This window comes from Fictibacillus sp. NRS-1165 (assembly GCF_050468105.1).
GTDB lineage: Bacteria > Bacillota > Bacilli > Bacillales > Fictibacillaceae > Fictibacillus_C > Fictibacillus_C terrinigri.
The window spans coordinates 1-26290 of sequence record NZ_JBDPNU010000053.1; the positions used below are offsets into that span (position 1 = coordinate 1).

At 40.7% G+C, this 26290-nt stretch carries 25 protein-coding genes and 1 pseudogene; 9 read left to right on the forward strand and 17 right to left on the reverse strand.

Features of this window, described 5'->3' with window-relative positions; translation table 11 throughout:
• Positions 1-170 precede the first annotated feature (170 nt).
• Positions 171-326 carry a hypothetical protein gene (locus ABHN01_RS20850; protein ID WP_429877109.1) on the reverse strand — a complete coding sequence of 52 codons (156 nt, stop codon included), beginning with the start codon at positions 324-326 and terminating at the stop codon, positions 171-173.
• A gap of 692 nt (positions 327-1018) precedes the next feature.
• Between ABHN01_RS20850 and ABHN01_RS20855 the strand changes: the two genes are divergently transcribed.
• Complete coding sequence (locus ABHN01_RS20855; RefSeq protein ID WP_429877110.1) at positions 1019-2563, forward strand: vanadium-dependent haloperoxidase; 1545 nt, start codon at positions 1019-1021, stop codon at positions 2561-2563.
• 861 nt (positions 2564-3424) lie between these two features.
• Here the strand turns inward: ABHN01_RS20855 and ABHN01_RS20860 are convergent.
• Positions 3425-3601, reverse strand: a complete 177-nt coding sequence (locus ABHN01_RS20860) for a DUF4023 domain-containing protein (RefSeq protein ID WP_429877111.1) — start codon at positions 3599-3601, stop codon at positions 3425-3427.
• Positions 3602-3667: 66 nt separating this feature from the next.
• Positions 3668-4162 (reverse strand): hypothetical protein, encoded by a 495-nt coding sequence (locus ABHN01_RS20865; RefSeq protein ID WP_429877112.1) that lies wholly within the window; start codon positions 4160-4162, stop codon positions 3668-3670.
• 474 nt (positions 4163-4636) lie between these two features.
• Here ABHN01_RS20865 and ABHN01_RS20870 point away from each other — a divergent pair, with 474 nt between their 5' ends.
• Both ABHN01_RS20870 and ABHN01_RS20875 read left to right on the forward strand, forming a co-directional pair.
• Entirely contained in the window at positions 4637-4948 is a 312-nt protein-coding gene (locus ABHN01_RS20870) for a hypothetical protein (protein ID WP_429877113.1), read from the forward strand.
• 151 nt (positions 4949-5099) lie between these two features.
• Entirely contained in the window at positions 5100-5447 is a 348-nt protein-coding gene (locus tag ABHN01_RS20875; RefSeq protein WP_429877114.1) for a general stress protein, read from the forward strand.
• Positions 5448-5659: 212 nt separating this feature from the next.
• Here ABHN01_RS20875 and ABHN01_RS20880 read toward each other — a convergent pair whose 3' ends face one another.
• On the reverse strand, positions 5660-6406 hold the full coding sequence (locus ABHN01_RS20880; protein WP_429877115.1) for a DUF1510 family protein: 747 nt from the start codon (positions 6404-6406) through the stop codon (positions 5660-5662).
• A 451-nt stretch (positions 6407-6857) separates the two neighbouring features.
• On the opposite strand from ABHN01_RS20880, the gene ABHN01_RS20885 reads away from it, so the two are divergent.
• Positions 6858-7319, forward strand: a complete 462-nt coding sequence (locus ABHN01_RS20885; protein WP_429877143.1) for a DinB family protein — start codon at positions 6858-6860, stop codon at positions 7317-7319.
• Positions 7320-7431: 112 nt separating this feature from the next.
• Here the strand turns inward: ABHN01_RS20885 and ABHN01_RS20890 are convergent, their stop codons facing one another.
• Entirely contained in the window at positions 7432-8640 is a 1209-nt protein-coding gene (locus tag ABHN01_RS20890) for an MFS transporter (protein WP_429877116.1), read from the reverse strand.
• A gap of 188 nt (positions 8641-8828) precedes the next feature.
• On the opposite strand from ABHN01_RS20890, the gene ABHN01_RS20895 reads away from it, so the two are divergent.
• Positions 8829-9701, forward strand: a complete 873-nt coding sequence (locus ABHN01_RS20895; protein WP_429877117.1) for a LysR family transcriptional regulator — start codon at positions 8829-8831, stop codon at positions 9699-9701.
• 403 nt (positions 9702-10104) lie between these two features.
• On the opposite strand, the gene ABHN01_RS20900 is transcribed toward ABHN01_RS20895, so the two are convergent.
• The 6 genes from ABHN01_RS20900 to ABHN01_RS20925 all read right to left on the reverse strand — a co-directional run bounded on the left by ABHN01_RS20900 (position 10105) and on the right by ABHN01_RS20925 (position 18401).
• The gene (locus ABHN01_RS20900; RefSeq protein WP_429877118.1) at positions 10105-10488 is read right to left on the reverse strand and encodes an OsmC family protein; all 384 of its coding nucleotides are present in this window, start codon (positions 10486-10488) and stop codon (positions 10105-10107) included.
• A gap of 219 nt (positions 10489-10707) precedes the next feature.
• A complete protein-coding gene (locus ABHN01_RS20905) occupies positions 10708-12264 on the reverse strand; it encodes a glycine betaine ABC transporter substrate-binding protein (RefSeq protein WP_429877119.1) in 1557 nt (518 codons plus the stop codon).
• Positions 12265-13407, reverse strand: a complete 1143-nt coding sequence (locus ABHN01_RS20910) for an ABC transporter ATP-binding protein (protein WP_429877120.1) — start codon at positions 13405-13407, stop codon at positions 12265-12267.
• 956 nt (positions 13408-14363) lie between these two features.
• Complete coding sequence (locus ABHN01_RS20915; RefSeq protein WP_429877121.1) at positions 14364-15866, reverse strand: malate:quinone oxidoreductase; 1503 nt, start codon at positions 15864-15866, stop codon at positions 14364-14366.
• A 412-nt stretch (positions 15867-16278) separates the two neighbouring features.
• Positions 16279-16959, reverse strand: a complete 681-nt coding sequence (locus tag ABHN01_RS20920) for a DUF4352 domain-containing protein (protein WP_429877122.1) — start codon at positions 16957-16959, stop codon at positions 16279-16281.
• Positions 16960-17039: 80 nt separating this feature from the next.
• Positions 17040-18401 carry an alkaline phosphatase gene (locus ABHN01_RS20925; RefSeq protein ID WP_429877123.1) on the reverse strand — a complete coding sequence of 454 codons (1362 nt, stop codon included), beginning with the start codon at positions 18399-18401 and terminating at the stop codon, positions 17040-17042.
• Between the two features lie 206 nt (positions 18402-18607).
• Here ABHN01_RS20925 and ABHN01_RS20930 point away from each other — a divergent pair, with 206 nt between their 5' ends.
• A complete protein-coding gene (locus ABHN01_RS20930) occupies positions 18608-19261 on the forward strand; it encodes a YdeI/OmpD-associated family protein (protein ID WP_429877124.1) in 654 nt (217 codons plus the stop codon).
• 117 nt (positions 19262-19378) lie between these two features.
• Here ABHN01_RS20930 and ABHN01_RS20935 read toward each other — a convergent pair.
• Together ABHN01_RS20935 and ABHN01_RS20940 are read right to left on the reverse strand one after the other, a co-directional pair.
• Positions 19379-19748: pseudogene (locus ABHN01_RS20935) on the reverse strand (helix-turn-helix domain-containing protein).
• 145 nt (positions 19749-19893) lie between these two features.
• Positions 19894-21549 carry a hypothetical protein gene (locus tag ABHN01_RS20940; protein WP_429877125.1) on the reverse strand — a complete coding sequence of 552 codons (1656 nt, stop codon included), beginning with the start codon at positions 21547-21549 and terminating at the stop codon, positions 19894-19896.
• A gap of 396 nt (positions 21550-21945) precedes the next feature.
• On the opposite strand from ABHN01_RS20940, the gene ABHN01_RS20945 reads away from it, so the two are divergent.
• The 3 genes from ABHN01_RS20945 to ABHN01_RS20955 all read left to right on the forward strand — a co-directional run bounded on the left by ABHN01_RS20945 (position 21946) and on the right by ABHN01_RS20955 (position 22998).
• Positions 21946-22155 (forward strand): small, acid-soluble spore protein, alpha/beta type, encoded by a 210-nt coding sequence (locus ABHN01_RS20945; RefSeq protein WP_429877126.1) that lies wholly within the window; start codon positions 21946-21948, stop codon positions 22153-22155.
• Between the two features lie 139 nt (positions 22156-22294).
• Positions 22295-22510, forward strand: coding sequence for an alpha/beta-type small acid-soluble spore protein (locus ABHN01_RS20950; protein WP_290398906.1), 216 nt, complete (start codon positions 22295-22297; stop codon positions 22508-22510).
• A 263-nt stretch (positions 22511-22773) separates the two neighbouring features.
• Entirely contained in the window at positions 22774-22998 is a 225-nt protein-coding gene (locus ABHN01_RS20955; RefSeq protein ID WP_290398905.1) for an alpha/beta-type small acid-soluble spore protein, read from the forward strand.
• Positions 22999-23099: 101 nt separating this feature from the next.
• Here ABHN01_RS20955 and ABHN01_RS20960 read toward each other — a convergent pair whose 3' ends face one another.
• The 4 genes from ABHN01_RS20960 to ABHN01_RS20975 are packed head-to-tail and all read right to left on the reverse strand — an operon-like array spanning position 23100 to position 26246.
• Positions 23100-23636 carry a cupin domain-containing protein gene (locus ABHN01_RS20960; RefSeq protein WP_429877127.1) on the reverse strand — a complete coding sequence of 179 codons (537 nt, stop codon included), beginning with the start codon at positions 23634-23636 and terminating at the stop codon, positions 23100-23102.
• On the reverse strand, positions 23637-24338 hold the full coding sequence (locus ABHN01_RS20965) for a methylthioribulose 1-phosphate dehydratase (protein ID WP_429877128.1): 702 nt from the start codon (positions 24336-24338) through the stop codon (positions 23637-23639). It abuts the gene before it with no gap.
• Positions 24325-25029: a 2-hydroxy-3-keto-5-methylthiopentenyl-1-phosphate phosphatase gene (locus ABHN01_RS20970; RefSeq protein WP_429877129.1), complete on the reverse strand. Its 705-nt coding sequence runs from the start codon at positions 25027-25029 to the stop codon at positions 24325-24327. The genes ABHN01_RS20965 and ABHN01_RS20970 overlap by 14 nt, the downstream gene beginning before the upstream one ends.
• Positions 25026-26246, reverse strand: a complete 1221-nt coding sequence (locus ABHN01_RS20975; protein ID WP_429877130.1) for a 2,3-diketo-5-methylthiopentyl-1-phosphate enolase — start codon at positions 26244-26246, stop codon at positions 25026-25028. Before ABHN01_RS20975 ends, ABHN01_RS20970 begins: the two co-directional genes overlap by 4 nt.
• Between the last annotated feature and the right edge of the window lie 44 nt (positions 26247-26290).

Consider the following 26290-nt stretch of genomic DNA (forward strand, 5'->3'; position numbering starts at 1 on the left):
GTGTTTTATATGTGTCTCAATTCGCTAGGTCAGTCTATTAGAGCAGCTGGTTTTTTATGTTCTCAATTACATTGTTTCTTTGCTTCATACTGGACGCCAACTATAGTCCATTGATTTTGTCTTCCAAAAACAGTCACTACTTTTCCTGATAACAAAACATTTTGCGCCCTTCACTGGCAGGCTGTCCTGCACATCATTTCCATCGCTTCTTCATAAAGAATAACCTTATCCATCTGTTCCCATTTATCCACTGCTATGTCCCATTGTTTTTTTGTAATCTCAGTTAGTTGCCGGTCCGGGTCCAAATAAATAACTGTAGTAATCAACCCTTCACGAATATCGTTCCGTAACTTATGTATGGCGATCCAGGATTTCTCCAGATACTCCCCAGTCCCATACTCATCACTTCATCTGTCTTTGCCTTCTTCCTGCATTCTTAGATCTGATCTTCCAGGCTGAAGCCCTTTTTCACCTGTACCACCGTACTCACCCTTGTATATAGATCGCGATCATTGAGCTTCTCCCTCTATAATTATCTATAAGATAAGAGTAGCGAGAAGCACCTGATTTTGTTAGTAGAAGTACCTTCAATTTTTGATATGCACCTTGCATCAGAAGTATGCTGTTACGGCTTGGTTACTTTCATGTCTATAAATTAGTACAAGGACCAGATAACAAGAATAAAAGTACACATCAAAAAAGACGCCTAAAAGACGCTAAATACTATTTAGATCATTAAAATTTTTTTAGTTTATTAAATTTTGATTGAACCCACAGATGGATTTGTACGGAACACATTAACCCGTTTTTTTTCTTGATCACTACCTACATTTAAACGACAATTGAAGTCGGAACTAATTGGGTATTCATATTGGTGAACAACCTATACCTCTAAAAAAAAAATGAATATATTGAACCAATTAGAAATTAGGGGGCCCAAGAATTATCAAAAAAAGGACATTGACATTGAAAAAGTAGAATTTTACCTATTATCAGAATTAATAAAAAAGGTGTTAAGATGAAAAAAAAAACAAGTAAAAAAAAGTGTTTAATAGTACCTTTAAATACAAAAAAGCGCAGTGAGAAAGCTTTTTATGTTCGTCTTAAGGCAGCATCTTCGCAGATGAAACTTTCCCTCACTGAACATCCACACAATGGTGACGAACTTTTATATCCAACTAAAATTGGCAGCTTTTCAAAGGGGTTGCCACATAATTCCCTTGGCGAGGTTGACCTTCAGGCCTATAACCAATATATTAAGGCCCTAATTACAGGTAAGAAGGACGATTTTGAATCCATTCCTCTCGGCGGTCACGTCAAGCTTGCAAATCCTCAAGCCTCTTATGCATTTGATCTTGTGGGAACTGATTGCCACAACTTGGGTATCGCTGTACCCCCTTCCTTCAAAAGTGCTTGGCAGGCTGGTGAAATGGCTGAACTATATTGGCAGGCGCTGACCCGCGATGTGCCTTTTCTTGAGTACGGCACCCACGCACTGACCATGGAGGCAGCTTCAGAGCTATCGTCATTTTCTGATTTTCGTGGGCCGAAAGCCGGCGGAAAAGTCACAACTGGGACGCTATTCCGCGGGGATACACCTGGTGACCTAACCGGTCCCTATATCTCACAATTCCTATGGAAAGACATTCCCTATGGTGCGACAACGATCAATCAACGATATCGTACAACTGTAGCGGGATCTGATCGTATGACATCATATGATCAATGGTTGAACATCCAGAACGGCTCAACTCCTGGGGCACCGTTATTCGACCCCACACCCCGCTATATCCGTAATGGCAGGGATCTGGGTGAATATGTTCATCAGGACTTTTCCTTCCAGAGCCCGCTTTCCGCTTGTTTAGTTTTGCTTAGATACAGCAGGGAAGCATTAGATATTTCCACCCCCTATCTTAAATCAGAAACCCAGGATGGTTTTATTACCTTCGGCGCACCACATATTCTGGATTTAGTTACTAAAGTGGGGCGGACCGCACTTGAGGCCGCCTGGTTTCAAAAATTCCTTGTCCACCGTAGACTCCGTCCCGAGGAGTTCGGGGGACGCATCCACAACCATATGATGGGTGCTGCAAGCTACCCGTTAAACTCAGAACTACTATATTCCCAGGTAATTTCAAAAGTATTTAGCCAGTTTGGCAGCTACTTGCTTCCTATGGCCTATCCGGAAGGTTGCCCCATTCACCCGGCTTATCCAGCTGGCCATGCAGCAATCGTTGGGGCTGGAGCCACTGTTCTCAAAGCATTCTTTAAAGAATCGTTTAAAATTCCAAATCCAGTTGCCGCCAGTTCGGATGGCACCTCATTGCTTCCTTATTCAGGAAAACCATTGACCATAGGTGGTGAATTGAATAAACTTGCCGCCAATATCTCCCTAGGACGCAACACAGCCGGCGTCCATTGGCGCTCCGATGGGATTGAGGGAATGAAGCTTGGTGAAGCTGTCGCAATAAGCATTCTTAGAGACTACAGTATGACCTACAATGAGAAATTCAGTGGTTTCTCATTCACTAAGTTTGACGGGACTATGATCACAATCAAGTAGGTTAAATAGATGCAATTAAATAAATTATCTATAATTAAAAATTTCCGTTTAAACAGGAAATCACAGGACAAAACGACAAAATAAAAAGTAAGCTACTTCTGGATTTTCAAGATTAAGGCACCTGATTAGTCGGGTGCCTTATCTTTGATTTGCAATTCATATGGATTTACCACGCACCTCCAATTGTTAAATGTGTCTAACAATTGGACTGTACTTCATTTACTGCTCCCAGGTCTTTTTTTATGCTATACAAGAAAGAAGGACATTTATAAAGCATGCAGAGAAACGCACTAAAGTGCCCTTAGAGAGCAAGTTAATTTATACCTCATTTTCCCTTTGCTGTTTAGTAGAGAAAGATGCCGTTTGACCCTCATTGCCTGGTTCTTTTTGAAACCCCTTATTGAGCTGACCGGCATTTTCAATTAGCTCCCGATGCTCGGTATCCTGCTACTTCCTCATTCTGGTTGTGCCATATAGGCCCATGCCACCGAGCTGTGCTCGTACGTTTTCCTGAATTTTATCTTTTTTATCTGCCACATTCTTCATCTCCGCTTGTTGTTAATGGAACCAACATTTAGTATGGTGTGTAAGAAATAAAATGGTTTCAAATTATACTCCCTTTTTATGAAATGATAGACACAAAGAAATTAAATATAGTATATGGAATACACGAACGGATGAAAATCAACCTGGTAATAAGGGGAAATATACTGAGTTAATTGAGAGAACTAACTTAGAATCAATAAAAGCAGACTTTAGACAGCTCTAAAGTCTGCTTTTTAAACAATTGACGCTTATCACCTATAAAAAAGAAAGATCGTTTAGTTAAGGTCTTTCTTCAAAATAAATCTGTACCAAAAGCTACTTGTTCGTACTGTGCTGTTTATTTGGCAGCTTGGACCCTGGATTACCTTTACCTTGATGTTTTTTATTTTTTTCGGCTTTTTCCTGGTTTTCATGCAATTTTTCTACAAAATCACTTGTGTTCTCCACTGATTCACAGCCCCTTTCGTATATTTCCTTTGTTACTTTATCCATTTGGAAGTAAAATTACTCAGGAATGTTTTAATGATCCAAACAATGCTATTTTATTCTCATCAAAGGTTACCTCAGATTGGTTGCTTCCTTCTGTTTATTCGACTTTTGCTTATTGGCTTTGCCGCTTTTTTTCTTTTTTCGTCTTTTCTTGATTATCAGGAGGTTTTGGTTTGCCTTCTCCTCTGCTTGAACTCCCGACTTCTTCGAATTTATCGCTTTCGTATCTTCTTTATCTTTTTCTGCCTTACCTTGATTAACAGGAGGCTTTGCCTGCTTCTTCGGCTTATCTTGTTTAACAGAAGACTTTGGCCGTTTGATTGCCGTCTCCTCTGCTTGTCCTGAGGATTTTGGCGGTTTTATTGGTTTTTGTTTATTTTCTTTTTTCGGCTTATCTTCATCAATAATAGGCTTTTGTTTTTTTGACTTCTCCTCCCTTGACTTGCTGCTATTTTGAGGAGTCAGAGACATCTTTTTTACCGCTGGCTTATCACTTGGACTCTGTTCTTCCAATGCCCGCTGATTGGGGAATATTCCATCCGTAGCAATAATCTGTTCGAACAAATGTCCTTGCCGCTTCCTTGAAGTTGATTGGTTGAAATGACCCATTCGATAGCGTTTTTATTGAAGCAGAGGTTCTATTCATATTGGCTGCGGGTGATGTTCTCTGAGATTTTGTTTTTTCACTGATATCAACGGTAAACAAAACGGCAGTAAACACAATCGGTAAAGTAAACGCCAATTATTTATACATTTAACACGCCTTCCTTATAAGTCTCTTTGCACCATTACCACAAAGGCTGTTAATGTAAACCCAAAGCTGAACGGAGGGCTACAAAAAAGGCGATCGAGAACAGGACGTTTTTTAGTTCGAGGAAGAGATGACTTTGCATCGGATGGACATTAATAATAATAGCCTAATTGGTTCTCCTTTGAGCTAGCTTAATTAAAATATAAGGGAAGTAAGGACAATAGCACGTTTGACGTTCGGAAAATAAGGGAATTTATAAATTGATATGTACGAAAGGAGGAAAGACAATGATTCCTAATTCCATCGTATTAGAAGTATATACTAGCAATCGAAGACTGTACCAAAAAACACTGCCGGTAGAAAAGTGGAAAGAGTACAGAGAGAATGCACTTAATAGAGAACAAGAAGAGTTTATAAAAGAACAAAAAATCGTGTCAATAACGAAATATCTCTACAATACAAACGGAAATATAGTTGGATCCCGACATTCTTTTTATAATGAGGACGGCCGCCTGGTTCATTTTCAATTGTATGATAATAATTGGGATCCACTTGATTCTGTTTCTCTCTATATTCCGGCAAGAAAAGCTGAAGTATAAGAGAATAAAATTGAGGGAATCTCCGATTGATGCTTTTTCCACCATCCCTTGGCGGCCATTCTGTTGGCATACCCTGCTTCTCACTTTCTGGAACTTTGTTCAGATCTTTGGAAAACGTGTAAAAGATGATAATGGAGAAGGGAGAAGAATCATGGATATCAAACCAATCGTACGTGAATATGACAGTAGCGGTCATTTAGTCAATGACGTTCGAGAATTACAGAGCCGTGGTGTTGACAAAAATAGCATTTATATATGGACCCACCAAAATAATAACGTCAACCGTTTGGCAACTGAAGCTGAAGTCAAAACCATTGGCAGGGGCCAATTGGGCATTAACGGCATGTTTCAATTGTTCGATAGCAACCCAGGTCAATTGGTATCAAAACTTAAAGAAGTGGGTCTTTCAACCACCGAAGCAGAAAGATATGAGAAGAAACTCGAGGAGGGGAAAGGTTTAATCATTTGTACGGACAATGAAAGAACAGACGGATGGTAACCAAAAAAACTAGCCATTCCATCTTTGTGAGCCGGTAATTTAAATATAACAAACTCCACCGCGGTTAACGCTGGTGGAGTTTTCCTTTTTGTTTATCAAGAAAATAGGACATTTCAACAAGATGAGTTTGTGGGTAGCCACGGCTGTAATCTTGGAGTTATGACTGCTCTATATTCACTTGATATTAGAGGTCTTTTATTCGCCTTATTAAATCATCGATTTTGTTTACTAACACTCATTACTTTCCAACCTTTTTGATCAACCCACTCAAGATTTACAACATACATCCAGCTATCTTCGCCATCAGGGCTCACTTTTCCAACTGATTTTTGCGGTCCCCCGCCATTTTCAATACGCCAGATGTTCATGTTGTCCCCTAGACCTGTTGCCATTTGGATCGCTTTTACTTTTTCGTTCCAATCCACTGAACCCTTAACATAACTTGAAGTATGTTGTCCAGTCTGACTCGTTCCAATGGGTTTCGACGCCCCAGATCCTATCACTTTCTTCTCGTCTTGAGGTCTTTGCTGCTCACGTTCTTTCCTGGCCTCCTTTGCTTTCTGTTCCTCTCTGTCTTTTTGAGCTTTTTGTTCTCTTTTGGCTTCCTCGGAGTCTTTCTGGATTCTCTTAGCTTCTTGCTGTTCTTTCGTTTTTTTATTCTCCCTCAATTTTATATCTTGTTTTTTTAAATCGGTCTCTTTATCTTTTCGGATCGTGGTGTCATTATTTTGTTGGTTACTTTGTTCACTTTCACTTCTGGTTTGGTTTTGTTGGTTATTGGTTGATGCCTCATTGCTGTCTCCCCATATTATATTTCCTGCTACAACAAATATTAGGACCAATACGATACAAATCAAGGCGTTCAGACTTACATGCAGCTTTTTTCTCTTTTGGCGTTGAAATCTCGATCTCATATTATCCCTCTTCAGTTTTATCACTTCAGCACAATAGTTTTCCAAAAGTTTCAGATCTGTTTTCTTTACACGATGCTATTCGTTTTTAAAACGAAAAGAGTGTTGTTTGGATAATATTCGACAGATTTTTTATAACCTAAGGGGTAAAAATGAAGAGGTAAAATATTCTTTAAATTGAGGTAATGCAGACCGAATACGCTTGAAGTCAAACCATCTCATTAGAGACCATACATAGTCTGCTCAAAGAGCCGGAGCCACAAAAGAAGAGCTATCAGAGGCGATTCTAGTCACAGCTGCTCTCTTAGCAGGTGATGCCTACGCCCACATGGTCAATATGATGGAAAGCAATGGAGAATAAAGCGAATAAGCTCTGGTAAGTCCTGTCTTATGCTGAGACTCACCCATGAAAATATTGCCAAATTTTCTTTCATAATGGTACACTTCTCCTATAACTATGAAAATAGATTATTTCGAGGAGGAGATCACTTTGAATCGAATGGGCTTGCTCTTAAACGTGCTGGATACAACATTCGACAAGGAGAGCTGGTATGCGCCGTTCAGGCATGCAATAGAGGGAATCACGGCAGAACAGGCTAACTGGAGGCCAGCTGGAGAGGCGACCAAAACCATTTGGGAGAACGTTAATCACCTCATCTATTACAAAGAGAGACTTGCAGTAAACATGGAAGGCCGTGAATGGACACATCATCTCGACGGTAATGAAACCTTTTCTCTCACCGAACAAACGAATGACGAGAAGGAATGGAAAAAAGTCGTTGAACGCGCCGAAGACGTTCAACGCAGGTTAAGACAAATACTTAGTAATACTTCCGTCGAAGAGCTTGACCAAAATTCCCTTGAGGCGAAGCTAATCGACATCATGCTTCATGACGCATACCATACAGGCCAAATTATACAAATCAGAAAAATGCAAGGGTCCTGGCCATCCCACCGCTGAACCGAATGTAAAAACAAATGACTCCCTTTCAGTAAGAAAAGTAACACTAATCGTGTTACTTTTCTTACTGAATAGGTTATTTCACAGAATCACATGATTTTATTAAATCCATTTAGGCTACCTCGGCATTTTTTTTCGAATTTTGCACAATTTTCGAAACGAACGCCCAAAGGATAAAACCCATGAAAAGAAAGCCAACATTCATGCTGATTACTCCTCCCCAACCGAATGAGGACCAAAATAACCCTCCCAGTGTTCCTCCCACACTAGAGCCAGTATAGTAAAGAAATAAGTATAAGGAAGAGGCTTGTGCTTTATTTTTTGTTGCACGTTGTCCTACCCAGCTGCTTGCAATCGAATGGCCTCCAAAGAAGCCATATGTAAACATTCCAAGCCCAAGTATTTTTATTAATAAAATAGTATCCAAAGTCAGACAGACGCCGATTAACGCAATCAATAAGTTTATGAATAATATTTTTTGCTTACCATGACGATCGATCAACTTTCCTGTCCAGACAGAGCTAAACATTCCGATGATCATGATTAAAAATATCGAACTTACAAATGTTTGACTTAGCGAATAGGGCTTTCCGAGTAAAACGTAGGCGACATAATTAAATAATGCCACGTTGCTTCCTAATAGTAAAAAGCCCATTAAAAATAAGCTAACGAGGCCGGGATCTTTCAGGTGTTCAATTAAAGATTGAACTAACTTCCCAATTTTTAATGGCCGAGCTTTGAAATTTTGGGAAGGTGGCAGGCTATGCCAAAAAACGAATGTGGCAGCCAAGCTTATAAACCCGATTCCCCCTATAGCAATGTGCCAGCTAAAAAAATCGCTCAACATACCTGTGAATACCCTGCCAAAAACAGCGCCAATTGAATTGCCGCATATATAAAGACCCATAGCTGCTCCAAGACTCTTGGGTTCTATTTCTTCCCCAAGAAAAGCCATTGCAATGGAGGGCAGGCCTGCTAATGAAATTCCTTCAATGGTTCTTAACACAAGAAGAAAGTGAAAATCAGGACTGAACGCTGAAAGAATACAAAACACTGAAGCCGCGAACATGGAAATGACCATGATGGGCTTGCGGCCCCATACTTCGGACAAAGAACCAAAAATCAGCATGCTACATGCAAGCACGATGGTTGTTATCGATAGAGACAGGCTTGCCGTAGTGGGGGTGATCCTGAATTCTTCAGCAAATTCGGGCATTAAAGGCTGTACGCAATAAAGAATGGCAAAAGTATTAAAACCAGCGGCAAAGAAAGCCATACTGGTTCTGCGAAAGATCGGTGTACCTTGTTGAATATAACTCATCCTACAATCGCTCCATTCGTTTCACTTCCCATTTGTTGCATCATCAATCATCCCTTTAAATGTTATGTGAAAAACATGATTCCTTGTTTTTATAGTACCACCGACTACTTATGTTGTATAATTCATTATATTAATGTTTTTTATGCATCTGTGTAATGAATAAATCCGATGGAAAGTGGTGTTAAAGAATGGAATGGCAACAGTTTGAATATTTTCAAACACTGGCACGAATGCAGCATGTAACTCATGCCGCTGAAGCCCTGTCAATTTCCCAGCCAGCCCTTAGCCGTTCGATTACCCGGTTTGAGGATGAAATAGGTGTGCCCTTATTTGAACGGCAGGGACGATCCATTAGATTAAATAAATATGGTCATATCTTTTTAAAGCGTGTGGATAATATGATGAAAGAATTCTATGAAGGCAAACGAGAGCTTCAAGATTTGCTTGATCCTGAGCAGGGAGAAGTGTCGATTGGGTTTCTGCACACTTTAAGTACAAGTCATATACCTGATTTACTCTCCTCTTTTCGTAAGTGTTATCCTAAAATCAACTTTCGACTCGGTCAAGGGCCTTCCCATCATCTAATTGATCAGTTGCAATCAGGGGAATTTGATCTGGGTTTGATTGCCCCTATGGAGATTAAATCACCCATTGTGTGGAAACAGCTTTGGAATGAAGAACTGTTTGTCATTGTCCCTAAAGACCATAAATACGCAAACCTTAAAAAGATCACATTAGAAAAAATTGCAGATGAACCTTTTGTTCATTTAAAAAAAGGATTTTCCCTTCGTATCACCATCGAGCAATTGTTTAAAGCAGCAGGAATTACAGCTAGAATCACATTTGAGGGAGAGGAAGCAGACACCGTTGCCGGGCTTGTCGCTGCGGGGCTGGGAATTTCAATTCTGCCGAATTTAAAGGGAACAGACCAAAGTAAAATAACACAAATACCCATCCAAAGCCCGCAGTGCCACCGCGCAATTGGGATTGCGTGGGTTGAGGGAAGATATTTATCACCAGCCGCTCAAAAATTTAAACAGTTTGTTTTGGACCATTTCTAGCAATTGGCCTTCTACTATTCTTGCTCCAAAGATCCTGGAGTGTGTTCGATTTCGATTCGAATAAAAAAAGGAAGAGATTTCCCTCCCTTCCTCCTCTCTCACAATAACCGGCTCGCCTACTCCATTTCCACTCATCGGCATTATCAATCAAACTGGAAGACATAATCGTTAGGATATTAATGATCATTCCTATCCAGACCGGATGAACATTCAAATAAAATTTCACAATGTCCCACCGGCCGAAACAAAGCGGCATCACTGGGGCAAAGGTAGCTGAATTACGTGTTACCCAAGCGAAGACGTTCACCGGGCAGTTTGCTCCGCGCGAAGCAGCGCAAAAATGACCATAAAAATCGTCAATACGACTAAACGGATGACAGCTACAGAATATCAGAGAGATTTCTTAGGAAGATAATTCAAAGGAATCCGTAATTTTTATGCTTCCTTTAACCGATTGGACCATCGAACAATTTTTTTCCGTAACCCGTAAAGCTTTTTCAATTCGTTCTGGAATGAGTCCTATGCCTTTTAAAATAAAGTGCATGTGAATGCTTTCGATCCGGTCCGCTTCTTCCTTGTTACGGACCACTTCCGTTTTTATCGTGATGTCAGTTACCTCTATTCTCATCTTTGCCAGTACTTTGCGCAGCACTCCCCCGCTACAGACAGCGACAGACGAAACCATCAACTGATAAGGCCTGAAACCAAATTGCTCATCCCCTGATATGTCGAGTGTCCCATATTCAAATTGACTCTGAAACCCATTGTCTTTCATTAAAAATTCCATTATTGATCACCTCTTCTTTAATTAGTGTATATCACTTCAATTTGTTTTTACAAAAAAAGAGATTCAGCAGGCATGACAAAAGTAATGCTCAATAAAAACTCCTAGCGTCAATGAACGAAAATACTCCATCGTCAATGGCAGGAGGCGGACCCACACTAACAAACCCGCTTTTATTACAAAGCGGGTTTGTTATGCACGATAGGGCATCAACTCTAATGTTTACTTAATCAGGCCTTTTTCCTTCAGGAATTCTCGTGCCACATCTCTTGGATCCTTTTTATCAAGATCAACTCTTGCATTCATTTTGGCCATATCTTTTTCAGAGACTTTCCCACCGAGCTCATTTACTGTCTTTTTCAGTTTAGGAAACTTTTTCAGTGTTTCCTGTCTTACGATAGGAGCTGCATAATAAGGGGGGAAGAATTTTTTATCATCCCTTAATGTTTGTAAATTGAAGCGTAGGATTCTTCCGTCTGTTGTGTAAGCCGGAATGGCATCGACTTTACCTTCTTTTACAGCTGAATACATTAGATTTGGATCGAGGCTTCTTTTATCTTTAAATTTAAGATTATAGGTTTTCACAAAAGCGTCATAACCATCTTCACGCTCATAAAATTCCGTTGGACCGCCAAACGTGATCTGTGAAGATTTCGGAGCAAGCTCCGATATCGTTTTGACTCCCATTTTTTTATAGGTGTCCTGATTCAATGCTAATGCGTACGTATTTTCAAAACCAAAGGGTTTTAGCCACTCCAGCTGATACTTTTTTCTATAGCCTTGTTTTACCTTGTCATAAACTTCATCTGCACTCGAATCAGGAGAATACTTTTCTTTGAGGATGGTCAGTAATCCTGTTCCTGTATATTCAACAAACATGTCGATGTCCCCTTTTTTGATGGCTTCCGTCAATATTGGGGTCTCCCCTAAGCCTTCCTCCACCTTGACATTATAATTTGTTTTTTCTTGGACATATTCCGAAATAATGTATGGAAGAATGTATTGCTCAGTCCATTTCTTCCCAGCGATCACAACTGTATCCTCAGAAGTTCCGCCTCTCAGCCCCAAAAACAAGATAAGAGCTAAAAGAGGAATGGCAATGAAGGATGCCTTCTTCCAAGAAAATCTCTTCATAACCTTTGGATCACTAGCGATTTCGATACGTTTTAAAATCAAATCAATGATAATGGCCAGAAGAGCTGCTGGAATAGCACCTGCTAATACGATCTCATTGCGTGTTGTGGATAACCCTCTGTAAATTAAATCACCTAAACCTCCTGCACCGATAAATGCCGCTAGAGTTGCCACGCCAATCGTTAATACAGTGGCTGTTCGAAGCCCTGCCATAATAATAGGCAATGCCAGCGGCAGTTCTATCATTCTAAGAATTTGATTCTTTGTCATTCCCATTCCTTTGCCTGCTTCCACTGCAGATTGGTCTACACCTGTAATTCCGGTATATGTATTTCTTAAAATAGGGAGCAGGGCGTAAACCGTTAAGGCAATGATCGCAGTGGTACTGCCAATGCCGAATAAGGGCAAAAGAAATCCAAACAGCGCTAAACTAGGAACTGTTTGAAAGATAGCAGTAATGCCTATAACAGGCTCAGCTATTCTTTTCCTCCGGGATATATAGATCCCAAGTGGCACGGCTAATATGGAAGCTATTAATATGGATACAACCGAAAGTACTAAATGCTGTTGCAACCCTTCTAATATTTCTGGATATCTTGTCTTAAATGTATCTAATAATAAACTAAAAAAGCCTTGATCATTCATTTACACATTTTCTCCTTCCCTTGGTCCTGCTGGTTTCATCCCCGCTAATCCTCTCATCATTGTGGAACGCGTTATTAAACCAACCAATTTTTCATTTTGAAGAACCGGGATTAGAGAAACACCTTCTGTCGCGAATACTTCTGCCACATCTGTATAAGGGCAGTCAATCTGAACAGTTGGACCTTCCTGGTTCATAATATCTTGCAATGTCTTATCTTCTTCATAGTAATAGCGCTCTACATTTTCCACAGTGGCAATTCCAAGGAGTTCATTTTGTGAATTGGTGACAAGCAGGGTGTCCACTCTGTATTTCTTCATCATTTTTAATGCTTCAGCAAGTCCTCTTGTTGGCTTAGCCGTTACAATTTTATTGATCATAAGGTCAGAGGCAGTTAGCTGTTCATTTAATCCAGCTTCCAGACGCTGCTCACCTATAAACCCTTTCACAAAATCATCCTTTGGATGACGAAGGATTTTTTCAGGTGTATCAAACTGAACAATTACGCCATCTTTCATAATAGCGATACGGTCAGCAATTTTGATGGCTTCATCCATATCATGAGTGACAAACACAATCGTTTTTTTAATGGTATCCTGAAGCTTAACCAGCTCATCCTGGAGCTGTTCACGGCTGATCGGATCCAATGCGCTAAATGGTTCATCCATTAAGATGATCGGTGGTTCAGCTGCCAGCGCTCGAACCACTCCTACTCTTTGCTGTTGTCCCCCGCTAAGTTCGGAAGGAAAACGATCTCTGAAGGTTTCAGGGTCTAAGCCGACCAATTCCAGCAATTCATCGACTTTGTTTTCATACTGTTCCTTTTTCCACCCTTTTAAGCGGGGAACAAGAGATATGTTATCCCCGATGCTCATATGCGGCAGCAAACCGATCTGCTGAATCACATATCCAATATTCCTGCGCAGCTGGACAGGGTCTTTCTCGGATATGCTTTCTCCGTTAATTAAAATTTCGCCGCGAGATGGCTCTATTAAACGGTTAATCATTTTCATAGTTGTTGTTTTTCCGGAGCCGCTAGGTCCAATTAAAGCAACAAGCTCCCCTTCCTTAATTTCTAAGTTAATATTTTTCAGCGCTTGAAATCCATCTGCATAGGTTTTTCCGATATTCTTGAAGGTAATCATTCAATCTCGCCTCTTTCACATCTATTTCTTGATTTCCCACCGGCAACATACTTATTCCCTTTTATATCATTCGTCACATAACTGTTTTTTAGACAACCTTTGATATTTTTCACTGTTTGTATAAAATTCGTATCCTGTGTCTTTTAGTTTTTCAATTAAGAGTTTTTACATATCATTAATTCCACTAAGCGTTCCTTACAATTGGATTTCTGAGGTATTTATTGAAATTGGCCCCAGTAAAATAGCCGGTAACTGGCAATATAGCTATATATTAGCCCTTTAAATAAGGAATACCAATCGATGCAATGTGCACACGGAGGTGTGTGATATGTTATTTCAAAGAAGGAAGTAATAAAAAAAGACTCTGCAAGTCTTAATTTAGAACTAACGAAATTAGAACTTATTAATATTCTTAGTGTTTTAAAAAATCGTTGAGTGAACATTGTAGAGATTAACAAGCAGCACTTTCTAATTTTCGACATTAAAAGGTCGGCTCATGTCAAAGGAACAGAACTATCAGACATAAAATATGACTTCTGTTTGAAGGTGCCCAATCATCATGAAATTGACCTTAACGGTTTAAATGTATTAAAACCGGAATTTCAGGACGGGAAAGGTCAAAAGAAAACAGCCACAATTGATTTTATTCATAAAAAGATGATAGGCGCTCCAAAAGACGAAGAAGACTTCGAGGGCGTTTTTGATACTATAAAAGTTCATTAATGAAGTAAAAGCAAATGAAGTTGTGAAAAGACAACATAAATGAATACAAAGCTACCGGAAGAAAGTCGATAAATACTTTATCGTATAATCACTATCAAGGTGAAAAATTTTCCGGCAGGCATTATTAAAAGAAGGAGTTCATATGAGCCATTCTTTTTTTGATTTGTGATTAAAAAAACCTTCAATCCAAAGAGAGATCGAAGGTTCGCAACTTTTTTTCTAAATCTAAGGAATTAACTAAAGGCCATCTCTTTTTCGCCCAAACCAAGCGTCTGCGCTGTTGAAGTATGAATTTTTTGCAGAAGCTCTGGGTTTTCCATCAGTGACAGGCCGTAAGAAGGAATCATTTCCTTGATTTTCGGTTCCCACTCTTTCGTATGTTGCGGGAAGCATTTTTTGATTACCTCAAGCATAACGTGAACGGCCGTAGAAGCACCTGGAGAAGCGCCCAGTAATGCTGCGATGGAGCCATCAGCGGCAGTAATCACTTCGGTACCAAATTGAAGTGTTCCTTTACCGCCTGCCTCTGTATCTTTAATCACTTGCACACGTTGGCCCGCTACCACTAAATCCCAATCCTCCGTTTTAGCGTTCGGGATAAACTCCCGTAACTCTTCCATGCGCTGCTCTTTCGATAACATCACTTGCTGGATCAGGTATTTTGTCAATGACATTTCTTTTGCGCCTGCCGCCAGCATCGTTAAGACATTGTTCGGTTTTACGGAAGTTACTAAATCGAACAATGAACCCGTTTTTAAGAACTTTGGTGAGAAGCCGGCAAACGGTCCAAACAGCAATGATTTTTTATTTTCGATAAATCGTGTGTCAAGATGCGGAACCGACATTGGCGGAGCACCAACCTTCGCTTTGCCGTATACCTTTGCATGATGCTCAGCTACAACATCCGGATTATTACATACCATAAAGATTCCGCTTACAGGGAATCCTCCAATATGTTTTCCTTCAGGAATACCGGATTTTTGCAGTAAATGCAGGCTCCCTCCTCCGCCACCGATAAAGACGAATTTTGCAGTATGGCTTTCTATCCTACTGCTGTCGAGATTCCGTACTTTCAATTCCCACGAGCCGTCGTTTTTACGCTTAATATCATTAACACTATGTTTGTAGTTGATTTCGACATTTTTACTCGTTAAGTGGTCAAACAACATGCGGGTTAAAGCACCAAAGTTGACATCTGTTCCAGAGTCAATTTTGGTAGCTGCTATCGGTTCATCCAATTTACGCCCTTCCATAATAAGCGGAATCCATTCCAACAGTTTTTCCGGAACATCTGAAAACTCCATCCCTTGGAATAGAGGATTATTCGACATCGCTTCAAAACGTTTCTTTAAAAACGTAACATTTTGGTCCCCTTGTACTAAACTTATATGAGGCAATGGCATGATAAAGTCCTGTGGGTTTTGTAACCGCTTGCTGTTTACCAAATAAGACCAAAACTGCATGGAAACCTGAAACTGTTCATTAATTTTTATCGCTTTACTAATATCTACAGATCCATCCAGTTTTTCGACTGTGTAATTCAGCTCGCACAGCGCCGCATGCCCCGTTCCTGCGTTATTCCATTCGTTAGAGCTTTCCTCGCCTGCTTTGTCGAGCTTCTCAAACACTTTAATATTCCATTCCGGTACTAATTCTTTCAAAAGAGTCCCTAAAGTCGCACTCATGATTCCGGCACCAATTAAGATAACGTCTGTTTTAGCTTCTCTGTTGCTCATTATTACCAACCTTTTCGCCTAAAATTTGCAGAAAAGATGCAGGCGTAACACCAAACTAAGGCGCCACCTAGTCACACACCTTTTTTGTCTCGGGTAAAACCATGTCACTTACAATTATTTATCTAAATTATTTATTATCTACTACTATTATATGATAATTATAAATTATTTAAAAGCTGGTAAAAATGAGTTGTTCGTCCACTGCCGCCTGGTAACACCAAAACCCTTATAAATACTAGTTGAAGAACACTATAAATTTCGCATTTAGGCCCTCATACAGGTTCCGTTTCATTGATAATTCCTCGTTCATTGTTTCCTTCCAAAAGGGCAAGGCCTGATCCGGTAACTTTCACAGACAGTACAGAAAAACCCAAGAGAAAAATCTCTTGGGTTTATTTTTAAATGTAGTTAATTATCGATTCAAATCTATCTTAATCGTTTGGGCTTTGCGGATTAACTTATCATTTTGATTAAACACATCACTTGTAGTAACCTCAACCCATTGGATCGGCTGTTTTGCTTCTTCTACAATAAATCCAAGGGTTCCTTCTTTCGTGCTGTTTCCCTTCATCTTTCCGCCCAGCTCTTCCAGATAAATGTCTTCATCGAACATTTTTTTCTGGCCGTCACTTGTTTTTATCAATGCAACAGGAGCAAACTTAACCGTTTTATCCGAGTTATTTTTTATTTCCACTGCGATCTTAACGAAATCGAATTCTTCTTCGTGTGTATAGGAATGAAAAAAGTCAATCATGCTGTAATCAGGTTTGTGATGAATAAGTTTTACATCTTTAATGGTTAAGCTAATGGGTTCATGATTGTAATGTTTATTGACATTCTTTATCCCCTTCAGCGTCATCTCGCCCTTGGAATCATCAATGGTTTGTCCGATTTTCGTCAGGTTTCGGTCATCACTGACTTGTGGATTCGGAACGTGTACATCTTTACTTTCACCTTTGCGTTCAGGTTTGTTTTTTTCAGTTCCTGTCGTTTTTCCCTTCGTCTCGGCAGGCTGCTCATTTTTAGCCGGTTCGTTCGTTGAACAGCCGAATAGGAAGACGGCAAGGGATAATAATACTATTACCGATCTCATTGATGACCCCCCCCAATAAATACCCCGTTGCCCTATTAAGCAACGGGATTTATATTTTTTCTGTATGATTCGTTCTATTCTTACCGGTTGTTTTTAAGAATGTTAAAAATGATTTTCGCGTTATCCGTGTTATTAATCTGCCCAGAGAACCGTTCATTTCCAGGACCGAAAGCGAAGACCGGCACGTCTTCACCAGTATGTCCACCCGTCGTCCATCCTGTGTGAGAACGCTCATCAAAAATTTTCTCAATAGCATTATCGATTTCGGTTTCTTTTTTTGTTTCGGCTGCTTTTTTAACGGATTGGATTTCTTCTGTTGTCAATTCAAGGTCGATGTATTTCTTTAAAATTGCTTCCACATCTGCGCCTTTTGTGATTTCTGCAGCCATGAAGTCAGGTGTGCGTTTAGCTGCTTTAATTGGAGCGCCAAACCAGTTGTAAATTCCGTTTGCACCGATTGAATATCCGCCGGTCGAATGGTCAGCAGTGGCAACAACTAAAGTGTGTCCGTCCTTTTTGGCAAAATCGATAGCCGCTTTATACGCTCTTTCGAAGTCTTCCATTTCACTCATGGCCGAAACGATATCATTGTCGTGTCCTGCCCAGTCAATCTCACTTCCTTCAACCATCAGGAAGAATCCCTTTTTGTTCTTGCTCAGACGTTCGATGGCAGAGCTTGTCATTTCTTTTAATGAAGGAGTTTCTTCGTTTCGGTCGATCATTTTCGGGAGACCTCCCGGAGCAAACAATCCTAGAACTTTTCCGTTCTTATCCTTCGTCATTTGCTCGCGGTTTGTTACATAGCTGTATCCGTCTTCTTTGAATTCCTCAGTCAAATTGCGGTCTGGACGAACAAAGTTACTGCTTCCTCCGCCTAGGATAACGTCCACTTTGTGTTTGCCGTTGATCTTTTCATCATAATAATCGTCCGCGATTGAGTTCATGTTCTTACGGCTGATGTCATGGGCACCAAATGAAGCAGGTGTTGCATGCGTCGTTTCGGAAGTAGAGACGAGTCCAGTTCCTTTTCCGTTTTCTTTTGCTGCTTCAAGAACCGTTTTAACCTCTGATTCATCATTGTCAACTGCAATGGCTGCATTATATGTTTTAACACCTGCGGACATCGCAGTAGCGGCGGCAGCTGAGTCTGTAACGTTTTGTGCGGGATCTTCAGGATAGGTCATCTGAGTTCCGACCAGGTGCTTATCGAATTCGGTTTTCTCCAGCGTTTTAGTGGCCGGGTTGTCTTTCAAATAGCGATGTGCAGATGTATAAGAGATACCCATACCATCGCCAATCAAGAAAATGACATTTTTGATTTCTCCAGGTTTTGTTACTTCCTCTGCTTTTGCTTCTGGTTGTGTACTCGCTAAACTTGCAATCCCTACCGATGAGAGTACAGCTAATGGCAATAGTTTTTTCATCCACTTGTTCTTCAACATATGATCCCCCTAAAAATTTTCTCAAGCTTTTTCAATATAGAACTTTACTATTAAGCTAGCGTTAAACCGATATTAATAACTTGTAAATTAAGTATATAGTGACTAGTCCCCACTTTTTTGTGTCAGGCTTGCCGTATTGCGCCTCCGCAGCAGATTGTTGTAAATTGGATATAAGATTAATGTTTGAAATATATAAGGAGCATACAATGACGATTATTGATAAATTAAAGCTAACAAAATATCAGAACATGGCCGTTCTTAATCAACTAAGTGAATATCATATCTTTACCGATCAATCGACTGCTGTGTCTAAAGATCATGATGCGATTTTTATTTTTGTGGAAACGTTAGATGAGATGGTGCAACATCTTGAAGCCATTGTGAAAAATGATCAGATTTTGCGAGAGAACGGGTATCTCTTTGTTGCTTATCCGAAGAAGGGAAATAAACGATTTAAGACCTTTATCCATAGAGATGAAATGTTTCCTGCCTTGAATGTGGGAGAGGATGGATATGTGGGTGATAGTGATATCAAATTTGCGCAAATGGTTAGTATGGATGAGGTTTTTACTGTTGTTGGGTTAAAACGGGAGAAAAAGAAAATCAAAAAATCTTTAGCAGCAAGCCAGTGTGTTGCGGATTATGAGGATCATATCAAAGACGTTGAACGTTTACTAACGAACCATCCAAATGAAATGAAATTCTACCAACAGTTAACACGAGGCTATCAAAAAGACTGGGCACGATATATTTACTCAGCTAAACAACAGCAGACACGGGATAAGCGTTATCTCCAGATGGTGGATATTCTTTCGCAAGGATATAAATCGCTGGACTTATTCCGTCAGAAAAAGAAATAAGCCTTATCTACTTGCGTTAGAGTTCACGTTTGTGCTGACATTGGATCCGAACGAAACGCATCATGAAGCTGCTCAACTAAAGATCGATGGTCGATACCATCGTTCTTGTGTTAACAATTATGCTTTGTATTTGTCTTTTAAGCTGTCAGAACCAAAACCACCGATGACCATAAGTACCGATGGTAAAAAACTTGCCACATAGGGCATACCCTCTAAAATCATAATATTTGTTCCTGCAAACTAGTTCAAAGCACATATTATTAATTTTGAAACTAAAAGAAATGCTCCTAGTAAAAAGATCATGTCAAAAAATACTTTCCATCTCCATCTTCATCACTCCCTTAATAATTCATCTATCGTGATACCGAATAAATCCACTTAAATGGATGATTACTTCAATACTTGGATAGTTCTTTCCAGTCTCCCCTTTAAAAACGGATTGGCGGCTCACATGAATGTTTAGGTAAAGATCTTTATGGGTGCATATTGCCGCAACCTATGGTTGCCACATTAAAATGCATCGACTTTGGACTGGGAAACCTGATGATGAAAATACAGTAAAAAAGCTGATCGCCAGTATGTAATAGCGATCAGCTCGTTTCATCATGTAGTCAGACAAAGCTTCTAGAGGGCTATAGAGCAGAATAATAGGCCTTAAGCTCATTGATCAAGGCGTCCCAGCTTTCAGCCTGATCAACAGTTATTTGCTTTCCTTTTAGTGAAGCAATCTGGTTTTGTAAACTGTCAAGACCCTGGATGGCCCTGTCATTTTGCTCTTCAAAGTGGCAGGTCATGATGCTGTCTGCCTTTTTAAGAAGGCTGCTTTTTGTCGAAGCTTCAACATCGGAAGAGAAAATGGAAGAATACAATTCATACGTTGCATAGGAAACCTTTATATGATTATAGGCGCGCTCGCGTCTCTGCTCATCATAATGCAAAATTTCACCGATGATTCCGGCATAGTTAGATGAGAAATTCCAGCTGCTGCTATCGGCAAAATTTGCATTGTTAACGGTAAAACCAACAGGTTCCAGTGCATCGAAACCTGCGTACGTCCAGAAGTTATTTACTCCCTTCTTCTCATAAAAACGGAACGATAGATCTGCCCAGGATTTGCCGGCCAGATACGGTTTCAGGTCTACCGTCACTGGGATCCAAAGGAGGTCGGGAACAATGTCAGCGGTATCCTGTTCCCAGACGACCTTTCCATCCACCAGTAGCTGTTTTTTATGGTAACCGTAGACGTCTGCTCCAAGGTTCATCGTCTGAAACGTTAATGAATAGCTGTACGCCTTATTTACCCGCACACGTTGGGTCGCCTGAGTGTAATTGCCGGCTGAACTTGGGACGCCGCTTCCAATAAAAAAGTTTAAATATCCAGCGTCATGATATGCCTTATCGTCGTTGGGCTCAGGCTCAAAATTCTTTTTGAGGACATAGGAGATGGTTCCTTTTATTTTTCCCTGCTTCATGTTCTCCAACGCGATTTGGGTCGCTTCTCTAATATAGTTTGCCGAAGGATTGGCAGGAGTGTTGGATAATTGAGAGGCGTAGATCATCCAATATAACGGTAAATGATATTTGCTAAGCAAACGATATGCGCTGTCGATTTGTTCCTGTTCGGATGCATATACTTGGGTATTCCGGTAGATTCCATCCCTGAAAGCAATGATTACCCCATCAATATATGCTCCCCTTGTCTGAAGAAAAGAGTCATTCAATGAATCGGTATACATTAGAGGAGTGAAAAACAGGTCAGGATTAATCGCTTCGGACGTTTTTTTCATTTGATCCAAATATTCCGGGGTGAAAGTAGTAAGGTTATGATTAAAATCATCGATGGCCCAGCCGATTACGTTAGGATATTCAACAGACAGTTTCGCTATCTCTCTGGACCAGGAAATATAATCTGTTGTATAAGGATAGGATTTTCGCTCACCGGTTGATTCTGTTGGGGGAACAACATACACGACCACATTCATTCCGGCCTTTTTAGCAGCAGGTAAAAATTCGTTTCTCAGGTCATCCCAATCTGTTTTTTCGTGCCAAATCAGAAAATAATAGGTGTTGATATGTAATTCTTTCATCTTCTCGATGGAACGGGGTGTATCAATATGATAAATCCCATCGGAACGGGATGACGTCTCGCGGATAACCCCGGCATAATCTCCAAGAATGTTTCCAGGGTTTCCCGTTTCTGCTGCGTTCGCTGTTTTGGGTGCGGCAAACCCGGAGATTACGCTGAGAACAAATGAAGATAGCAGGAAATAAAACCGAAAACGCTTCATAATCTTCCACCTCTAATTTTTTATTGTGGAGTGTGATAATGATTAACAGTATTGCACATTTGTAAGAAAAGGTATGTACCGAGCATACGGTGACCATTATAACATGCCCACAATTGACAATTTTTCATATATAACTCTGGCGATTCCCCTCCACAGCTGATAAAACATTTCCTGATAGAAGGATTTAAATAGACTGTAAACTTTTTTAAGGATTTATAATAAAGAAACAGAATAACCGTTATCGGACGGTTACTCTGTTTTTTTGTTGGATTTAATTCCCTTCTACTGACCTATTAGGGATGGAACATAAACAAATTTGTATCCTTTTGCTCGTAATTGGTCAATCATTTGAGGCAGGGCCTTAACTGTTTCGAATTTCCCGGATTCATGATAGGAATGTTGAAGAACAATAACTCCAGGGCTTGCGGCGGTAAAGTCGATGCCATAATCGTACAGATATCTGCTGACTGCGCCGGCGTATTTGGAGTACAACTGGGAGCTGACCAAACTTCTCGTGCAAACGGGTCCGTCGGTGGAGAGATCACTAAACGTCTAGTAGCTACTGCACAACAGCAGCTGTCTGGATTTGGCGGACAACAACAATAAATAGGAATGGATCAGGCTGACTATAACATTTTAGGCAGCCTTTTTGATATGTTCCATCTAACCTCCCTGTAATCCCATATATTTCAGGGCATGTTTTGATTTCCTAAAGGGATTATAACTATATAGGGAGGTGAGATATATGGCAAATCGAGGTCGTAATGAATTATTGGTTCCGGGGGCTCAACAAGTAATCGACCAATTTAAATATGAGATCGCTACGGAATTCGGGGTACAACTTGGTTCTGATACGGTTTCCCGTTCAAACGGTTCAGTTGGCGGTGAAATTACAAAGCGTTTGGTTGCTGCAGCTCAACAGCAGCTTTCTGGACTTGGGGGTTCTGATTCGTCTCGCTAATCCATTTCAGACCACTTTGACGGGAATTTAATTAAATTGTACCTACAACTTAATACTTCTAAATGGCTGTGACTACCTACTTGTAGGTAGTCGTTTTTATAAATAATGTCACTGTTACATAATTCCAATCTCACTATCGTTTAATATGAACAAAGGAAACAGAAATATTCACACTAAATCAGTAAATTTTTAACAATTACTTCTAATAAATGAATAAAAACTTGTTGCTAGTGAGATGTTATCAAAAAGGAGGTGATTACATAATGGCAAATCGTAGTGGTGGAAATCGTAATCAGGTATTGGTACCAGGTGCACAACAAGCACTAGATCAAATGAAATATGAAATTGCTACTGAGTTTGGTGTTCAACTAGGAGCTGACACAGCTTCTCGTGCGAACGGTTCAGTAGGTGGTGAGATCACAAAACGTCTTGTTGCTCAAGCACAATCGCAACTTTCCGGAGGTTTTGGCGGAGCAGGATCTCGTTAATTCATTTAACAGAATATTATTTGCAAAGGCTATCCTTTAAGAGGATAGCCTTTATGCTTTACTTAACAACAAAAAAGAGACAAAACATGCCTCTCTATTCTTTACGCTTTAAAATCAGGATCGTTATATGAATGAGCTACCCAACCTGTGGAATCTATAAACAATCGAACGGCGACGACTTCACGGTTTTCCATTAAAGTAAAAAAGTGAGGGATGTTAACTGGCACAGAGATGACATCTCCTGCGGACAGCTCCACATCAAAATATCCCGCCTTTTCTCCTTTGATCGTGAAGATGCCGTTTCCTGCTGTAATGGCACGAACTTCGTCCTCTGTGTGGACATGGACTTGTTCGAATTTTTTCAGAAGGACATCCAAGTTTGGAGTGGCATCAGACAAAGAGATGATATCCCATTCTTTGTAGCCGTTTCGAGTGGCTAGAGACGTAATTTCATCATGATAGGTCTCCAGGATCTTTGCTTTTTCCTCATCGGAAAGGATAAATTTATCCCGAAGATCTTCTGGCAGTTTCTCAGGGTCCCAATGTTCATATAAAACTCCCTGAGCTTCGAGAAATTCCCGAACACTTTCTTCAGTTGTTAATCGTTCATTTGTATTTCGAATACGAATGTTTGCCATTTACACTATCCCCTTGTCAATTGATTTTTTTTGGCCGGTTTTTCTGGACGGAACCATGACCTTCCGTTGGATCGAAAGCAGTCTGATGTGATAGTCAAACAAAAATTCAAATGCCTCCAGATGGCGTTTGGCGCTAAAATCACTGTCCCCCCATACGTATATACCGTGGTTTCGAATTAATACCCCGGGAACCTCGAACTTCAAGCTCTTTTTGATCTCTGCAGCCAGCTTAGGAATATCCGCAAAGTTTTCTACGATGGGGATCGAAATGGAGGCGTCTTGTTCCCATAGATCAAATGCTTTAATCAGTTCTTGTCCTTTAAAGATGACCTCCCCCTCATCCCCATACAGCTCGGAAATCAGATTATTTGGAACCGTATGAACGTGAAAAACCGCTTCACAATCAGGGATGGATTCATATACTGCCGTATGGATCAGCGTTTCTGCGGAAGGCTTTAATGCTGTCGTTGTGAGGGGTTTTCCTTGCACGTCGATGATTAGAAAATCTTCCGGGGTGTCCATGGATTTATCTTTCCCGCTGGATGTGATCGCAAAAATCTCCAATCCAGGCTTGATCCGAATCGAGAGATTGCCGCTTGTTGCTGGAAACCAGCCCCTTGTTGCGAATGTTTTCTTCATCTCACGCAGGAGCGAAAAGGAGGCTTGAATGTCCTCCAATGTGACATTTTTAAGGGTGTCCATCAAATAGATCACCTCGGTTGTCTAATTGTTGGAAGATTGCAATGACATCGTAAAAGGAATGAAATTCTCTGTAAGGCAGTGCGTATTGTTTACACTTCTCCAACAAAAGTTCTCTGGCGATCACAAGATCAGCTTGTTTCGCTGCAGCTACGTCTGTGATGCTGTCTCCAATGACGACTTTCTTGACGGTTTTCTTATCAGGAAGGTTTTTGAAAGCACGAATGATACTCGGTTTACACAGGCCGCAGTCGTTCGAACAATGCTCATCACAAGGATATGGCCATACAATGTTGACCTTCTCCCCGCTAAAGCTGCCCACGTTGCAATAAATGTTTTTCGGCGGAATGTTAAAACGGGAAAGGATCGGATAAACAAAAAAATCAATGCCCCCGCTTATCACCAGAAGCTCGATGTTTCGTTTCTCGCAAAACACCACAAATTCTGGGAACCCGCTGCGAATTTCAACCTTTTCAACCGCAAATCGAACAATTTCATCTTGTTGTGAGGTATCCAGCAAGGAAAACAATGTTCCAACACCGTCACGGATACTTATCCGTTGATTCAAAATATCGTCTTTAATTATTTCCCAGCCGGGAGGATCAAAATGGCGCATGATGCGGATGATGTTATCGGTTTTCGTGATGGTTCCGTCAAAATCACAGAAGATCATGTTCGTGGAGGATGTTGTCACGGAGCCTTCACTCCCCATTTTTGGATGGCAGTATAAAGTTCAGGTGATTGCAGGGCGTATTCCTCCAAGGAACGTTCCGTTGTAACAGCTTCTATGGCATGAATAAAGGCTTTTGCTCCTGCCGTTGCCCCTTGTGGATGTCCATGGATGCCTCCGCCTGCATTGACAATCACTTCATTTCCGAAGTCCCGATACAAAAGGGGGACAAGCCCTGGATATACTCCTGCAGAAGGCACCGGAAAAGCTCGCACATGATATTTATTGGCCGAACGTAAATGGCTTGCGATTTTTAGAGAATCCTCTTTTGGCATCGTGACCGATCCATACGGGGAAGGATAGAGGGTCATGTCAGCGCCGGCCCATCGCATAATTTTTCCGAGCAGAAGGGGGGCAGCGACACCAAACTCGGCTGAAGGATATAATGCCCCCGAAAAGGAAGGGTGAGCCATGATTGGTACATTGATATCCGGATCTTGAGCCAGCCGGTGAAGAATATCCAGTCCATATGGAAAGACATTTAACAGCAAACATGAAGCCCCCTCTCCCACATAGCGTTTGGCACGTTCGGTTAATTCTGTAACTGGGCCCGTCAGGTTGACGGCGTAAAGGACCTTTTTTCCCGACTGCTCCTGAAGTTCTCTGTTTCGTTTTTCCATTTGTTTAATTCTTTGAACGACATCGTTTGGATCCCTGGTAAAAAAGATTTCATCATCTTTTACCAGATCGACGCCACCCGCGATTTGTTTTTGGTACTCTTCATCCAGTTCTACCAATGACAAACCGATACATTGCTTGAAAATGCTCATTAGCAGAGGGCGTTCGTTCACACTGAGCAAGTTTCGGACACCCTTTATACCGAAACGGGGGCCTGGGAATTGTGCGATAAAAGAATCTGGTAATTCAAGGTCCATTAATTTAATTTGGCCATCCATAGATAGTTTTCCAAAGACAGTCGTCAGGATGGAAGGCAGATCAGGGGTCATATTGGTAATTGGGTATCCGATTGTGATAAAAGCTTTTCTGGGTTCGGAATCAATTTCATAGATGTCGAACACCTTGCCTTTGTGCTGTATCATTTTCTGTTGTTGTTCCTTCGTAAGTTCGGTCCATGTACCTACTGTGAGTCCAATGGCGATATCGTGAGCCTTTTTATCATAGTTTACATTGCCATGCAGCAAATAAGTGGCCAAAACATAATCTTCTACTGCTGCCGCCATTCTTTGTCACCTCCTAAAAGAAAAAGGGATTTATTAACCTTTCA